This is a genomic window from Streptomyces sp. NPDC091280 (assembly GCF_044768565.1).
In the GTDB taxonomy this organism is placed as follows: domain Bacteria; phylum Actinomycetota; class Actinomycetes; order Streptomycetales; family Streptomycetaceae; genus Streptomyces.
Genome location: NZ_JBIVUZ010000004.1, coordinates 278,401 through 293,298, shown reverse-complemented (window position 1 = coordinate 293,298; position 14,898 = coordinate 278,401). Strand labels below are relative to the sequence as shown.

Here is a 14,898-nt window from a genome sequence, read left to right as displayed (position 1 = left end):
ACCGCCCGGCGAGGCAAAGGTCACAGCCGCGTCCTCTGCTGCTCACCTGCACGTTTGCCCTAGCATCCGAGCATGACGGTCCTGCCCGACGACGGGCTCTCGCTGGCCGCCGAGTTCCCTGACGCGACCCATGAGCAGTGGCAACGCCTGGTGGAAGGCGTACTGCGCAAGTCGGGCAAGGAAGTCTCGGGCGCGGGAGCGGAAGACGCCCTGTCCACCTCGCTGGAGGACGGGCTGCGCGCCCGTCCCCTCTACACCGCCGACGACTCCGCGCCCGACCCCGGCCTCCCCGGCTTCGCCCCGTTCGTACGGGGCGGCCGGGCCGAGGGCAACACCCTCGGCGGCTGGGACGTACGGCAGCGGCACACGACCGCCGACAACTCCGCGGTCCTCGGCGACCTGGAGAACGGCGTCACCTCGCTGTGGCTGGCCGTCGGCGAGCACGGCATCCCGGTCGAGCGGCTCGACTCCACCCTCACCGGCGTCTATCTCGACCTGGCCCCCGTCGTCCTCGACGCGGGCCCCGAAGTCGCCGCCGCCGCGGCCGAGTTGCTACGGCTGTACGAGCAGCGGGGCGTCGAGCCCACGGCGGTCCGGGGCAATCTGGGCGCCGACCCGCTGGGCTTCGCGGCCCGCACCGGGGAGGAGGGCTTCGACTTCGTGCCGGTCGCCGCGCTCGCCCGGCGCTGTGCCGAGGAGTACCCGGGGCTGCGCGCGCTGACCGTGGACGCGCTGCCGTACCACGAGGCAGGGGGTTCGGCGGGGCAGGAGCTGGGCGCCTCGCTGGCGACCGGTGTGGCGTATCTGCGGGAGCTGACCGAGGCCGGGCTGAGTGTCGAACAGGCCGTGGGGCAGCTGGAGTTCAGGTACGCGGCGACCGCCGACCAATTCCTGACCGTCGCCAAGCTGCGCGCGGCGCGCCGGCTGTGGGCGCGGGTCGCCGAGGTGTGCGGGGCGCCGGGCGGGCAGGTGCAGCACGCGGTGACCTCCCCGGTGATGATGTCCCGCCGCGACCCGTGGGTGAACATGCTGCGCACGACGGTCGCGACGCTGGCCGCCGGGGTGGGCGGCGCCGAGTCCGTCACCGTGCTGCCCTTCGACCACGCGCTGGGCCTGCCGGACGCGTTCGCGCGCCGGATCGCCCGCAACACCTCGACGATCCTGGTCGAGGAGTCGCAGCTGGCCCGGGTGATCGACCCGGCGGGCGGTTCCTGGTACGTGGAGCGGCTCACGGACGAACTCGCCCACGCGGGCTGGGAGTTCTTCCAGCGCATCGAGCAACAGGGCGGCCAGGCGGCCGTGTTGGACTCCGGCAGCCTTCGCGAGGACCTCGCGACCACCTGGGCGGCGAGGAGCGCGAGGCTCGCCAAGCGCCGCGAACCCATCACCGGTGTCAGTGAGTTCCCGAATCTCGCCGAACGTCTCCCGGAGCGCGCCCCCGCCCCCGCGGAGCCCTCCGGCGGGCTGCCGCGGGTGCGCCGCGACGAGGCCTTCGAGGCACTGCGCGCCCGCTCCGACGCCCACCTCGCGGCGACCGGCTCCCGCCCGCGCGTCTTCCTGGCCGCGCTCGGCCCGGCCGCCGCGCACACCGCCCGGCTCACCTTCGCGTCGAACCTGTTCCAGGCGGGCGGCATCGAGCCGGTCACCTCGGGCGGCTTCGCCGACAGCGGCGCCACCGAGGCCTGCCTGTGTTCGAGCGACGCGCTGTACGAGGAGCAGGCGGCCGACGTCGCGAGGGAGTTGAGGTCGGCCGGGGCCGGGCACGTGTTCCTCGCGGGCCGGCCCGGGCAGTATCCCGGTGTCGACGCCTATGTCTTCGCGGGCTGTGACGCGGTAGCCGTTCTGTCCGCCACCCTCGACCGCATGGGAGTGTCCTGATGGCAGCGAAGGGGCGTATCCCCGACTTCTCGGGGATCGAGCTGGGGGCCCCGGCCGCCGCAGCCGGACCCGACGAATGGCGTGACGCCGTCAAGAAGGCGGCGGGCGGCGACGACCTCCTGTGGGAGACCCCGGAGGGCATCGCGGTCAAACCGCTGTACACGGGGCAGGACCTGGAGGGCCTGGACTTCCTGGCCACCTATCCGGGCATCGCGCCGTATCTGCGCGGCCCGTACCCGACGATGTACGTCAACCAGCCCTGGACGATCCGGCAGTACGCGGGCTTCTCCACGGCCGAGGAGTCCAACGCGTTCTACCGGCGCAACCTGGCGGCCGGTCAGAAGGGCCTGTCGGTCGCCTTCGACCTGCCCACGCACCGGGGTTACGACAGCGACCACCCGCGGGTGACCGGTGACGTCGGCATGGCGGGCGTGGCGATCGACTCGATCTACGACATGCGCCAGCTCTTCGACGGCATCCCGCTGGACCGGATGACCGTGTCGATGACGATGAACGGCGCGGTGCTGCCCGTGCTCGCCCTCTACATCGTGGCGGCGGAGGAACAGGGCGTACCGCCCGAGAAGCTGGCCGGGACCATCCAGAACGACATCCTCAAGGAGTTCATGGTCCGCAACACCTACATCTATCCGCCGAAGCCGTCGATGCGGATCATCTCCGACATCTTCGCCTTCACCTCGCAGCGGATGCCCCGCTACAACTCGATCTCCATCTCCGGCTACCACATCCAGGAGGCGGGCGCGACGGCCGACCTGGAGCTGGCGTACACCCTCGCGGACGGTGTCGAGTACATCCGGGCGGGCCGGGCGGCGGGGATGGACGTGGACGCGTTCGCGCCCCGGCTGTCGTTCTTCTGGGCGATCGGCATGAACTTCTTCATGGAGATCGCGAAGCTGCGGGCGGCCCGGCTGCTGTGGGCCAAGCTGGTCCGGCAGTTCGACCCGCAGAACGCCAAGTCCCTCTCCCTGCGCACCCATTCGCAGACCTCGGGCTGGTCGCTGACCGCGCAGGACGTGTTCAACAACGTGACGCGTACGGCGGTGGAGGCGATGGCGGCCACGCAGGGCCACACGCAGTCGCTGCACACCAACGCCCTGGACGAGGCGCTCGCCCTGCCGACCGACTTCTCGGCCCGTATCGCCCGCAACACCCAGCTCCTCATCCAGCAGGAGTCCGGCACCACCCGGGTCATCGACCCGTGGGGCGGCAGCGCGTATGTCGAGAAGCTGACCTACGACCTCGCGCGCCGGGCCTGGCAGCACATCGAGGAGGTCGAGGCGGCGGGCGGTATGGCCAAGGCGATCGACGCGGGCATCCCCAAGCTCCGCATCGAGGAGGCCGCGGCCCGCACCCAGGCGCGTATCGACTCCGGGCGCCAGCCGGTCATCGGCGTCAACAAGTACCGGGTGGAGACCGACGAGGAGATCGACGTCCTCAAGGTCGACAACTCCTCCGTGCGCACCCAGCAGATCGAGAAACTGCGGCGGTTGCGCGCCGAGCGCGACGAACAGGCCACCCAGGACGCGCTGCACGCGCTGACCCGGGCCGCCGAGGGCACCGGCAACCTGCTGGAGCTGGCGGTGGACGCGGCCCGCGCGAAGGCCACGGTCGGTGAGATCTCCGACGCGCTGGAGAAGGTGTACGGGCGCCACGCCAGCCAGATCCGTACGATCTCCGGTGTGTACCGCACCGAAGCCGGCGAGTCCCCGTCCGTCGAACGCACCCGCGCCCTGGTGGCCGAGTTCGAGGAGGCCGAGGGCCGCCGCCCGCGCATCCTGGTCGCCAAGATGGGCCAGGACGGCCACGACCGCGGCCAGAAGGTGATCGCGACCGCCTTCGCCGACCTCGGCTTCGACGTCGACGTCGGCCCCCTCTTCCAGACCCCCGGCGAGGTGGCCCGGCAGGCCGTCGAGGCGGACGTGCACGTCGTCGGGGTGTCCTCGCTGGCCGCCGGACACCTCACGCTCGTACCGGCGCTGAAGGAGTCGCTCGCCGAGGAGGGCCGCGAGGACATCATGATCGTGGTCGGCGGGGTGATCCCGCCGCAGGACGTGCCCACGCTCCTGGAGATGGGCGCGGCGGCCGTGTTCCCGCCCGGGACGGTGATCCCGGACGCGGCCTACGACCTGGTCGAGCGGCTGGCCACCGACCTCGGGCACACCCCGTGATCGATGTCGACACCTATGTGAAGGGCGTGCTCGACGGCAAGCGGGCCCTGGTGGCCCGCGCCATCACCCTCGTCGAGTCGACCAGGCCCCAACACCGCGTCATGGCACAGGAGTTGCTGACCGAGCTGCTGCCGCACAGCGGCAAGGCGCGGCGGATCGGCATCAGCGGGGTGCCGGGCGTCGGCAAGTCGACGTTCATCGACGCCTTCGGCACGCTGCTCACCTCGCTCGGGTTCCGGGTCGCGGTCCTCGCCGTGGACCCGTCCTCGACCCGGACGGGCGGCTCGATCCTCGGCGACAAGACCCGCATGGAGCGGCTGGCCGTGGACCCGGCGGCCTTCGTCCGCCCCTCCCCCACCGCGGGCACGCTCGGCGGCGTCGCGAAGGCGACCCGGGAGTCGATCGTGGTCATGGAGGCGGCGGGCTACGACGTCGTCCTGGTCGAGACGGTGGGCGTCGGCCAGTCCGAGACGGCCGTGGCCAACATGGTCGACTCCTTCCTGCTGTTGACCCTGGCCCGCACGGGCGACCAGTTGCAGGGCATCAAGAAGGGCGTCCTGGAACTGGCGGACGTCATCGCCGTCAACAAGGCGGACGGCCCGCACGAGCGCGACGCGCGGGGCGCGGCACGGGAGTTGGCGGGCGCGCTGCGGCTGATGCACCCCGCCGACGCCGCCTGGACCCCACCGGTGCTGAGTTGCAGCGCCCGCGAGGGCACCGGCCTGGACACGGTGTGGGAGCGCCTGGAACAGCACCGGTCGCTGCTGGACTCCACGGGCCGGCTGGCCGCCAAACGCCGTGCGCAGCAGGTGGACTGGACGTGGACGATGGTCCGCGACGAGCTGCTGGGCAGGCTGCACGCCGATCCGGCGGTGCGGGCGCTGGCGCCGGATCTCGAACGCCGGGTGCGGGAAGGCGAGTTGACGGCGACCGTGGCGGCGGAGGAGATCCTGCGGGCCTTCGGATCCGGGTCCGGCTGAGCGGCCGGCCGACGGCCCGAAGATCGACGTATCCGCCCCGCACCCTCTAGGCTGGTGCACGCAGCTGGTTCGCCCCGTCCGCCAGGCGGGATGCGTCGTAAGAGGGAACCCGGTGGGAATCCGGGACTGCCCCGCAGCGGTGAGTGGGAACGACCGCCGTCATAAGCACTGGACCCGAACAGACCGGGCCTGGGAAGCGACGGCCAGTAGGTGTCCTCCGGTTTCCGGAGGGCGGGCCCGCGAGTCCGAAGACCTGCCCGTTGCCCGTACGCGACCTGTTCGCGCGCGGACATCCCGGTGACCTCGTGGGCGGGTCGGCGAACACACCGGACGGACGGTCACCCGACCGCCGCCGTCCGGTCCGTCATCCCTTCGCGCCCTCGTCCCGTCGTCCGGGATCTCAGGGATTCATCTCGCGAAGGAGATCTCCGTGACCACCAAGACCGCAGCCGCGGCAGCACGCGCCACCGTGTACGGCTACCCCCGCCAGGGCCCGGACCGGGAACTGAAGAAGGCGATCGAGGGCTACTGGAAGGGCCGCGTCGACGCCGACACCCTCCGGGCCACCGCCGCCGGACTGCGCCGCGCCACCTGGCGGCAGCTGGCCGAGGCCGGCCTCCACGAAGTGCCGACCGGCGACTTCTCGTACTACGACCATGTCCTGGACACCAGCGTCATGGTCGGCGCGATCCCCGCCCGCCTCCGTGCCGCCGTCGAACTCGACGCGCTGGACGGGTACTTCGCGATGGCGCGCGGCACGCAGGACGTGGCGCCGCTGGAGATGACGAAGTGGTTCGACACCAACTACCACTACCTGGTGCCCGAGTTGGGGCCGGACACGGTGTTCACCGCCGACTCCGGCAAGCAGGTCGGCGAGTTCCGTGAGGCGCTCGCGCTGGGGCTCACGGCCCGCCCGGTCCTCGTCGGCCCGGTCACCTATCTGCTGCTCGCCAAGCCCGCGCCCGACGCGCCCGCCGACTTCGAGCCGCTGACCCTGCTGGACCGGCTGCTGCCCGTGTACGCCGAGGTGCTGGCGGATCTGCGGGCGGCGGGCGCGGAGTGGGCGCAGCTCGACGAGCCCGCGCTCGTGCAGGACCGCACCCCGGCCGAACTGAACGCCGCCGAGCGCGCCTACCGCGACCTCGGCGCGCTCACCGACCGCCCGAAGCTGCTGGTCGCCTCCTACTTCGACCGGCTCGGCGACGCCTTGCCGGTCCTGGCGAAGGCTCCGGTGGAGGGGCTGGCGCTGGACTTCACCGGGGCCGGGGCCGCCAACCTGGACGCCCTGGCCGCGGTGGGCGGGCTGCCCGGGAAGCGGCTGGTCGCCGGAGTGGTCGACGGCCGCAACATCTGGGTCAACGACCTCACCAAGTCCCTTGCCGTACTGGGCACGTTGCTCGGTCTCGCCGACCGGGTCGACGTGGCCGCCTCCTGCTCCCTGCTGCACGTCCCGCTCGACGCCGCCGCCGAGCGGGACATCGAGCCGCAGCTCCTGCGCTGGCTTGCGTTCGCGCGGCAGAAGACGCGGGAGATCGTCACCCTCGCCCAGGGCCTGGCCCGGGGCACCGGCACGATCTCCGCCCAACTGGCCGCGAACCGCGCCGACCTGGCCTCCCGCGCGGGCTCCCCGATCACCCGGGACCCCGCCGTACGGGCCCGTGCCGCCGCCGTCACCGAGGCCGACGCCCGCCGCTCGCAGCCGTACGGCGAGCGGACCACCGCCCAGCGGGCGCGGCTCGGTCTGCCCCTGCTGCCGACCACCACGATCGGCTCCTTCCCGCAGACCGCCGAACTGCGCACCGCCCGCGCCGACTTGAGGGCGAACCGGATCGACACGGCCGGGTACGAGGAGCGCATCAGGGCGGAGATCGGCGAGGTGGTCTCCTTCCAGGAGAAGACCGGCCTCGACGTCCTGGTGCACGGCGAGCCCGAACGCAACGACATGGTCCAGTACTTCGCCGAGCAGCTCACCGGCTACCTCGCCACCCGGCACGGCTGGGTCCAGTCCTACGGCACCCGTTACGTCCGGCCGCCGATCCTGGCCGGTGACATCTCCCGCCCCGAGCCGATGACGGTCCGCTGGACGACGTACGCCCAGTCGCTCACCGCGCGCCCGGTCAAGGGCATGCTCACCGGGCCGGTCACCATGCTCGCCTGGTCCTTCGTGCGCGACGACCAGCCGCTCGGCGACACCGCCCGGCAGGTCGCCCTCGCCCTGCGCGACGAGGTGAACGACCTTGAGGCGGCCGGGACTTCGGTCATCCAGGTCGACGAACCGGCACTACGCGAGACCCTTCCGCTGCGGGCGGCGGACCGGGAGGCGTATCTCGCGTGGGCGACGGAGGCGTTCCGGCTGACCACCGCCGGGGTCCGGCCGGACACCCAGATCCACACCCACATGTGCTACGCCGAGTTCGGCGACATCGTGCGGGCCATCGACGACCTCGACGCCGACGTCATCAGTCTGGAGGCGGCCCGCTCCCACATGCAGGTGGCGCGCGAGCTGGCCGGGCACGGCTATCCGCGCGAGGCGGGACCCGGCGTGTACGACATCCACTCGCCGCGCGTGCCCGGCGCGGACGAGGCGGCGGCCCTGCTGCGCAAGGGACTTGAGGCCATCGCGCCGGAGCGGCTGTGGGTCAATCCCGACTGCGGGCTGAAGACCCGCGGCTGGCCCGAGACCCGCGCGTCGCTGGAGAACCTGGTCACGGCGGCCCGTACGGTCCGGGAGGAACTGGCGGGTTCCTGACCCGAGGGACGAACGGGGCGGGGTCGGCCGGGGGAACCCTCCCGGTCGGCCCCGCCCCGCAGGGCAGCGCAGGGGGGGACGATGGCCGTACCCCCTGTCCGGAGAACTGGAGCGAGCGAGTGACCAGCCGCATCACCTTGATCACACCGGCGTCGAACCGGTCCCTGCGGGAGGCCCGCTTCGACGACGGCAGTCCGCTCGACCCGAGTGGCCGCACCCGCGCCGAGGCGTCCGCCAGCCGGCTCGGGGCGGCCGACCGGGTGCTGGTCTCCCCCACCGCGCGCTGTCTGGAGACGGCCGCCGCCCTCGGTCTCTCGGCCGTCCCGGAACCGGCGGCGGCCGGTCTCGACATGGGCCGCTGGCGGGGTCTGACCCTGGACGAGGTGATGGCGCGGGAACCGGACGCGGTGATGTCCTGGCTCACCGACCCGGACGCGGTGCCCCACGGCGGGGAGCCGGTGCGGGCGCTGTGCGAGCGGGCGGCCGGATGGCTGGCGGCCTCGGCGGCGGTCGAGGGGCGGACCCTCGCGGTGGTGGAGCAGGAGTTCGTACGGGCCCTGGCGGTCACGGTCCTCGACGCGCCCGGACCCGCCTTCTGGCGGCTCGACGTACCGCCGCTGACCGCGACCGAGCTCAGCGGACGCTCCGGGCGATGGAACCTGCGGCTCGGGCGGGAGCTGGAGTCCGAGGGCCGCTGACGCGGGGAGCGGGGTCTCCGCCGTGGCCACCGGGGCCGGGGCGCGCGCCGCTCACCACCTCAGGTGCAGTTCGTAGGGGGAACGGTGGATCATCGTGGGCCGCATGACCACCGGACGGTCCGCCGCGAGCCGCAGACCGGGCAGTCGGCGCGTCAACTCCTCCAGGGTGAGCCGCAGTTGCTCCCGGGCGAGCTGGGAGCCCGGGCAGCCGTGCACACCGAGGCCGAAGGCGAGATGGCGGGCGACCGGGGAGCGGGTGATGTCGAAGGTGTCGGCGCGCGGGTGGCGCCGCTCGTCCCGGTTGGCCGCGCCGAAGGCGATGAACAGCTGTGCTCCGGCCGGGAGTTCGGTACCGGCGAGGACGAGCGGCCGGGTGGTGGTCCGGCGGAAGCCCTGGAGCGCGGTGTCGTAGCGGGCCGCCTCCTCGACGGCCGCCGGGATGCGTCCGGGTTCGGCGCACAGCAGCTCCCACTGGCGCGGGTGGCGGAGCAGATGCAGCACGGTCGTACCGATGAGCGCGGTGGTGGTGAGGTGTCCGGCGATCAGCAGGTTCTGGAGGTCGGATACGAGTTGGTGCCGGTGCTCCAGGGTCAGCGGGCCCTCGGCGACGGAGGCGACCAGCTCCGAGCAGAGGTCCTCGCGGGGCCGCCCGTGCCGTTCGCGCGCGTACCGGTCGAGGGTGTGCTGCATCGCGACCACGTCCTGGGCGGCGGCGACCTGCTCGGCCTCCGCCAGCGGACGGAACAGCAACTCCTCGGCGCGGTGGCCGCCGTGGACGACTCCGGGCACATCGGCGGGGTCCAGGCCGACGATCCGCCCGATGACATCGCCGGGGAGCCGCCTGGCGTACGCCGACATCAGCTCGACGTGCCCGTCCCCGGCGAAGGCGTCCACCAGGGCGGCGGCGCGCTCGGCGGCGTAGGGCAGGACGGCCGTGACGCGGGAGGGGGCGAGGCCGCGGACGATGGGTGCGCGCAGCCGCTGGTGCCGGGCGCCGTCCGCGGTGACGACGACCGGCCGCCCGCCGAAGCCGCCGCCGAGGACGGCGAGCGCGGCGGGCGAGGGCAGCACGTCGGGCCGTAGCGCGAGGGCCGAGGAGAAGTCGTCGGGGCGGCGCAGGACTTCGCGGACGTCCGCGTCCCGGGCCACTAGCCAGGCGTCGAGTTCGGGGACGTGGGTGAGGCCCTCGGTCTGCCGGGCCCGCGCGTAGTAGGGGTAGGGATCGCGCTGCAACTCGTCGAGTCCGGCGTGCGGTTCGCGGTCCACGGGACGCCCTCCGGCCGGTGGTGCGGTGCGGGTCGGGCTCATGGTGCCGTACGCGCACGCGGTGCGGAAGGGAGGTTTTGGGCAGCGTCAGAACACCACGGTCCAGCCTTCCCGCGCGGCCTGGTCGGCGGTGTACGAGACACCGTGCGCCTTGAGGCCGCCCGCGTCGAGGAGGGTGATCTCGCCTCCCTGGTTGCCGAGTTGGACGCCGTCCGTGAGCGGGACGAGGAGTGGGGCGCCGGCGGCGAGCGGGCCGGAGGCCGGTACCGCGCAGGTGGTGCCGAGCCGGTCCCGGACCTGCCAGCCGGTCAGGTCGACGGGGTCGGGCGAGGCGTTGAGGAGGGTGACGCTCTCCGACTCGGGTGCCGGGCCACGGGGGTTGACCAGGGCCGCCACGATCCGGACCGGTCGGCCGTCGGGCGCGTCGCGCGAACCGTCGGTGCCGTCCAGGGTGTGGCCGGTGGTGTCGTCGGTGTGCCACGACTGGCTCTGGAAGGCGAGGAAGATCGCCACCCAGCGCGACTGCGCCGGGAAGTGGATCAGGATGCCGCCGTCCTGCCACACGCCGTCGTCGCCGCTGAACCGGCGGCTGTTGCCCTGGTTCATGTGGATGTCGTGCACGCCGTTGCCGGGCAGGAACCCGAACACCTTGTCCTTGACGGTGGGTTCGGGGCCGAAGCGCTCGCCGAAGACGTACAGCCGGGCGTCCGGGGCGTCGACCGCGCGTCGTACGTAGTGGTCGAGGAGGTCGGCGAGGTCGTTGTCGGGACCGCTGGCGTCCGGCGGGAGCGTGCGCAGCCGGGCCGGGTCGAAGAGGTTGCCGCGCACGAAGTCGAGATTCGGGCCGCCGGGTCCGGGCAGCAGCGTGTTCCAGCCGCTCGGCAGCGGCTCCAGCCGGGCCGTGACCGGGTGCTGGAAGTCCTCGCCGACGAGGTAGAGCAGCTCGGAGGGCCGCTCCTGGGACAGGACGTTGACGGCCGCGCGGTAGTGCGTGCCCGAGTCGTCCGCGAGGTGGATCTGGTAGTGCGGTGTACCGGCGGCGCCCTCGCGCCGGGTGTCCAGTGCTCGTGCGATCAGTACGCCGTAGGCCTTCAGTGGCATGACGACCGACTCCCCCCGTGGTGTGCGTGCGCGGGCCCGTGAACGGCTGGGCCAAGGGTGTGATACCCCCGACGAAAGTACCGCCGACCGTGCCGCGTTCTCTACGATCCCTCCATGGTCGACTTCCGTCTCGAACGCACCGCACCGCTCCCGCTGGAGGAGGCGTGGCGCCGGTTGACGGAGTGGCCGCGCCACGGCGAGGTGGTCCCGCTGACCCGGGTCACCGTGCTCACTCCCCCGCCGACCGGGGAGGGCACGGTGTTCGTGGCCCGCTCCGGTCTCGGCCCGCTCGGCTTCGACGACCGGATGGAGGTCACCGTGTGGCGACCGCCGACGGAGGACGAACCGGGTCTGGTACGGCTGGAGAAGCGGGGGCGGGTGGTCCTGGGCTGGGCGGAGATCGAGGTGCGGCCGGGCCCGGGGGGCCGCAGCCGCGTGGTCTGGCACGAGGAACTGCGGGTCCGGTTCCTGCCCCCGCTCCTCGACGGACCGCTGCGGTGGGCGGCGCGATCGATGTTCGGACGGGCGGTGAACCGCCTGCTCAGGCGGCCTTAGGCCGTGTCCGCGAGGTCCCGCCTGCCTCGCGGACACGACCTGGCGCGGTGAACTGCGGCCGGGTCAGTCCTTGCGGCCTGTCACCGCGACCGTCACGCCCAGGCCGATCATCGTGAGGCCGCCCGCGCCGCCGACCGCCGACAGCCGGCGCGGTGAGCGGGCGAACCAGTCGCGGGCGGTGGCGGCGACCAGGCCCCACAGGCTGTCGCAGAGCACGGCGATGAGGTTGAAGACCAGGCCGAGCAGCAGCATCTGGGCCGTCACACGGCCTTGTCCGCGGTCCACGAACTGGGGCAGTACGGCGGCGAAGAACACGATCGTCTTGGGGTTGGCGACCCCTACGGCGAACCCCTCCCAGAGGGTGCGCCAACCGCTGTGCGGGGGCGCCTCCTCGGAGGTGAACGCGGCCCGCAGCGAGCCGCGTCGACGCCACGCCTTGACCCCGAGGAAGACCAGGTAGGCGGCGCCGGCGAGCTTGAGGGTCGTGAAGACGAGCACCGAGCGCTCCACGAGCGAGCCGACACCGAGGGCGACCGCCACGACGAGGAGGTAGGCGCCGAGCGTGTTGCCCAGCACGGTGGTCAGCGCGGCGCGGCGGCCGTGGGCCAGCGCCCGGCCGATCACGAACAGCACGCTGGGGCCGGGCACCACGATCAGCAGGAAGGACAGCGCCGCGAAGGCGAGCAGTCGGTCGGTGGACACCATGTGCCCATGGAAGGCGGGGGCGCCCGGGGCCCGCAACCCATTTCCCTGGTCGCGGTGACGGGCGACACCGCCTTCTCCGTGCGGACCGGCCCGTACTACCGCGCCGGCGGCGGGAGTTCAGGCCACCGAGCCGATCCGCAGGGCGGCCGGCGCCGTCGTGTCGTGGTGGATCGGGGTGTGCGCGCCGGTCAGGGGGACTCCGCTGCCGCCGCGTCGGTTCGCGACGATCTCGGCGGCGATCGACAGGGCCGTCTCCTCCGGGGTGCGGGCGCCGAGGTCGAGACCGATCGGGGATCTCAGCCGGGCCAACTCCAGTTCCGTGACGCCGACTTCGCGCAGCCGTTCGTTGCGGTCGAGGTGGGTGCGGCGGGAGCCCATCGCGCCGACGTACGCCACCGGGAGCCGCAGGGCCAGGCGCAGCAGCGGTACGTCGAACTTGGCGTCGTGGGTGAGGACGCACAGGACGGTCCGGGCGTCGACGTCGGTGCGTTCCAGGTAGGTGTGCGGCCACTCGACGACGATCTCGTCGGCGTCGGGGAAGCGGGTCCTGGTGGCGAAGACGGGGCGGGCGTCGCACACCGTCACGCGGTAGCCGAGGAACTTGCCGATCCGGACCAGCGCGGACGCGAAGTCGATCGCGCCGAACACGATCATCCGGGGCGGCGGGACGGACGACTCGACCAGGACGGTGAGCGGGGATCCGCAGCGGGAGCCGCGTTCGCCGATCTCGACGGTGCGGGTGCGGCCCGCGTCCAGCTGGGCCGCGGCCTCGGCGGCGACCGAGCGGTCCAGTTCGGGGTGGGCGCCGAAGCCGCCGTCGTAGGAACCGTCGGGGTGGACGAGGAGTGCGTGTCCCCGCAGGTGGGCCGGGCCCGAGACGATCCGGGCCAGTGCCGCCGTCCCGCCGCTCGTCGCGGTGGAGAGGGCGGCGGTGATCACCGGGCGGGCGGGGTCGGTGGCCCGTACCGGTGTCACGAGGATGTCGATGACTCCGCCGCAGGTCAGGCCCACGGCGAAGGCGTCCTCGTCGCTGTAGCCGAAGCGCTCCAGGACGGTTTCGCCGTCCTGGAGGGCCTGTTGGCACAGGTCGTAGACCGCGCCTTCGACGCAGCCCCCGGAGACCGAGCCGATCGCCGTGCCGTCGGCGTCCACCGCGAGGGCGGCGCCGGGCTGGCGGGGTGCGCTGCCGCCGACGGCCACCACGGTGGCGACGGCGAAGTCGCGGCCCTGCTCGACCCACCGGTGCAGCTCCTCGGCGATGTCCAGCATCTCTCGGTCTCCTAACGGGGTTGCGGGAAGGGGCTGTTGTGGCGTCCGGCTAGTGGACGCCGAGCCAGCTCTCGATCGGGTGGAGGGCGAAGTAGACGAGGAAGATCGCGGTCAGGGCCCACATGAAGGGGCCGATCTCCCGTGCCCTGCCCTGGGCGGTCTTGATGGCGACGTAGGAGATGACTCCCGCGGAGACGCCGGCGGTGATGCTGTAGGTGAAGGGCATCACGACGACGGTGAGGAAGACCGGGATCGCGGTGGCGCGGTCGGCCCAGTCGACGTGCCGGGCGTTCATCAGCATCATCGAGCCGATGACGACCAGGGCGGCGGAGGCGACCTCCTGCGGGACGATCGCGGTGAGCGGGGTGAAGAAGAGGCAGGCGGCGAAGAACAGTCCGGTGACGACGGAGGCGAGGCCGGTGCGCGCTCCCTCCCCGACGCCCGTCGCCGACTCGATGAAGACGGTCTGGCCGGAGCCGCCCGCCACCCCGCCGATCGCGCCGCCCGCGCCGTCGATGAACAGTGCCTTGGACAGGCCCGGCATCCGGCCCCTGTCGTCGGCGAGTTTCGCCTCGGTGCCGACGCCGATGATGGTGGCCATCGCGTCGAAGAAGCCGGCCAGCACGAGCGTGAACACGATCATGCCGACCGTCATCGCGCCGACCTTGCCCCAGCCGCCGAACTCCACCTGGCCGAAGAGCGAGAAGTCGGGCATCGACACCGCGCTGCCGTGGAGTTCGGGGGCGGCGCCGCTCGCCCACTGCCTGGGGTCGATGACCCCGGCGGCGTTGAGGATGGCGGCGACGACCGTGCCGGTGATGATGCCGACGAGGATGGCGCCGGGCAGGTTGCGGGCCTGGAGCATGAAGATGAGGAGCAGGGTGCCGGCGAACAACAGGACGGGCCAGCCCGCGAGTTCACCGGCCGGGCCGAGCGTGACCGGGGTCGCCTTTCCCTGGTGCACGAAGCCCGACTTGTAGAAGCCGATGAGCGCGATGAACAGGCCGATGCCCATCGTGATGCCGTGTTTCAGCGCGAGCGGGATCGCGTTCATGATCATCTCGCGCAGGCCGGTGACGACCAGCAGCATGATGACCACGCCGTACAGCACGCACATGCCCATCGCCTGCGGCCAGGTCATCTGCGGGGCGACCTGCGAGGAGAGCACTCCGGAGACGGACAGTCCGGCGGCGAGGGCGAGTGGCACCTTGCCGACGAAGCCCATCAGGAGCGTGGTCAGGGCCGCCGCGAACGCGGTCGCGGTGATCAGGCCCCGCTGCCCGAGGGTGTCCCCCGCCACGTCCTTGCCGGACAGGATCAGAGGGTTGAGCAGCAGGATGTACGCCATCGCCATGAAGGTGGTGACTCCGCCGCGCACTTCGCGCGCGAGCGTCGATCCCCGTTTCGAGATGTGGAAGTAACGGTCGAGCCAGGACCGGCCGGCCGGGACGCGGGTTCCTTCACCCGCGTCTTCGGCGCCGGTCCTGGGTTCCACTGACTGCTGGGTCATG

Annotated in this window: 11 protein-coding genes and 1 riboswitch; of the genes, 6 read left to right on the top strand and 5 right to left on the bottom strand. The window is 72.6% G+C overall.

The genetic code is table 11. The annotated features are described in order from the left end of the window. The first annotated feature begins 72 nt into the window (after window positions 1–72). From ACIQPR_RS14600 to ACIQPR_RS14580, 5 genes are all read left to right on the top strand, one after another. Complete coding sequence (locus tag ACIQPR_RS14600) at window positions 73–1,878, top strand: methylmalonyl-CoA mutase family protein (RefSeq protein WP_403647101.1); 1,806 nt, start codon at window positions 73–75, stop codon at window positions 1,876–1,878. Then, a complete protein-coding gene (gene scpA, locus ACIQPR_RS14595) occupies window positions 1,878–4,064 on the top strand; it encodes a methylmalonyl-CoA mutase (protein ID WP_403647098.1) in 2,187 nt (728 codons plus the stop codon). Before ACIQPR_RS14600 ends, scpA begins: the two co-directional genes overlap by 1 nt. Further along, window positions 4,061–5,044 (top strand): methylmalonyl Co-A mutase-associated GTPase MeaB, encoded by a 984-nt coding sequence (gene meaB / locus ACIQPR_RS14590; RefSeq protein ID WP_403647095.1) that lies wholly within the window; start codon window positions 4,061–4,063, stop codon window positions 5,042–5,044. The genes scpA and meaB overlap by 4 nt, the downstream gene beginning before the upstream one ends. 48 nt (window positions 5,045–5,092) lie before the next feature. Beyond that, a riboswitch (cobalamin riboswitch) is annotated at window positions 5,093–5,320 on the top strand. 154 nt (window positions 5,321–5,474) lie between these two features. Then, the gene (metE, locus tag ACIQPR_RS14585; RefSeq protein WP_403647093.1) at window positions 5,475–7,793 is read left to right on the top strand and encodes a 5-methyltetrahydropteroyltriglutamate--homocysteine S-methyltransferase; all 2,319 of its coding nucleotides are present in this window, start codon (window positions 5,475–5,477) and stop codon (window positions 7,791–7,793) included. 119 nt (window positions 7,794–7,912) lie between these two features. Then, on the top strand, window positions 7,913–8,491 hold the full coding sequence (locus ACIQPR_RS14580) for a histidine phosphatase family protein (RefSeq protein ID WP_403647090.1): 579 nt from the start codon (window positions 7,913–7,915) through the stop codon (window positions 8,489–8,491). A 51-nt stretch (window positions 8,492–8,542) separates the two neighbouring features. On the opposite strand, the gene ACIQPR_RS14575 is transcribed toward ACIQPR_RS14580, so the two are convergent. Both ACIQPR_RS14575 and ACIQPR_RS14570 read right to left on the bottom strand, forming a co-directional pair. Beyond that, window positions 8,543–9,757 (bottom strand): cytochrome P450, encoded by a 1,215-nt coding sequence (locus ACIQPR_RS14575; protein ID WP_403647087.1) that lies wholly within the window; start codon window positions 9,755–9,757, stop codon window positions 8,543–8,545. Between the two features lie 87 nt (window positions 9,758–9,844). Beyond that, window positions 9,845–10,858 carry a DUF2278 family protein gene (locus tag ACIQPR_RS14570; protein WP_403647085.1) on the bottom strand — a complete coding sequence of 338 codons (1,014 nt, stop codon included), beginning with the start codon at window positions 10,856–10,858 and terminating at the stop codon, window positions 9,845–9,847. Window positions 10,859–10,972: 114 nt separating this feature from the next. Between ACIQPR_RS14570 and ACIQPR_RS14565 the strand changes: the two genes are divergently transcribed. Beyond that, window positions 10,973–11,413, top strand: coding sequence for an SRPBCC family protein (locus ACIQPR_RS14565; RefSeq protein WP_403647082.1), 441 nt, complete (start codon window positions 10,973–10,975; stop codon window positions 11,411–11,413). A 63-nt stretch (window positions 11,414–11,476) separates the two neighbouring features. Here the strand turns inward: ACIQPR_RS14565 and ACIQPR_RS14560 are convergent, their stop codons facing one another. The 3 genes from ACIQPR_RS14560 to ACIQPR_RS14550 form a co-directional block, all read right to left on the bottom strand. Beyond that, window positions 11,477–12,118, bottom strand: a complete 642-nt coding sequence (locus tag ACIQPR_RS14560) for a LysE family translocator (RefSeq protein ID WP_403647079.1) — start codon at window positions 12,116–12,118, stop codon at window positions 11,477–11,479. 117 nt (window positions 12,119–12,235) lie between these two features. Further along, window positions 12,236–13,387, bottom strand: coding sequence for an XdhC family protein (locus ACIQPR_RS14555; protein WP_403647077.1), 1,152 nt, complete (start codon window positions 13,385–13,387; stop codon window positions 12,236–12,238). A 49-nt stretch (window positions 13,388–13,436) separates the two neighbouring features. Beyond that, window positions 13,437–14,897 carry an NCS2 family permease gene (locus tag ACIQPR_RS14550; RefSeq protein WP_403647075.1) on the bottom strand — a complete coding sequence of 487 codons (1,461 nt, stop codon included), beginning with the start codon at window positions 14,895–14,897 and terminating at the stop codon, window positions 13,437–13,439. Window position 14,898: the final 1 nt, after the last annotated feature.

What these genes read in the sequence shown, in the direction of transcription:
- ACIQPR_RS14600 (WP_403647101.1), top strand. Translation starts at nt 73, where the DNA reads ATGACGGTCCTGCCCGACGACGGGCTCTCGCTGGCCGCCGAGTTCCCT.
- ACIQPR_RS14560 (WP_403647079.1), bottom strand. Translation starts at nt 12,118, where the DNA reads ATGGTGTCCACCGACCGACTGCTCGCCTTCGCGGCGCTGTCCTTCCTG.
- ACIQPR_RS14550 (WP_403647075.1), bottom strand. Translation starts at nt 14,897, where the DNA reads ATGACCCAGCAGTCAGTGGAACCCAGGACCGGCGCCGAAGACGCGGGT.
- ACIQPR_RS14565 (WP_403647082.1), top strand. Translation starts at nt 10,973, where the DNA reads ATGGTCGACTTCCGTCTCGAACGCACCGCACCGCTCCCGCTGGAGGAG.
- scpA (WP_403647098.1), top strand. Translation starts at nt 1,878, where the DNA reads ATGGCAGCGAAGGGGCGTATCCCCGACTTCTCGGGGATCGAGCTGGGG.
- ACIQPR_RS14555 (WP_403647077.1), bottom strand. Translation starts at nt 13,387, where the DNA reads ATGCTGGACATCGCCGAGGAGCTGCACCGGTGGGTCGAGCAGGGCCGC.
- ACIQPR_RS14570 (WP_403647085.1), bottom strand. Translation starts at nt 10,858, where the DNA reads ATGCCACTGAAGGCCTACGGCGTACTGATCGCACGAGCACTGGACACC.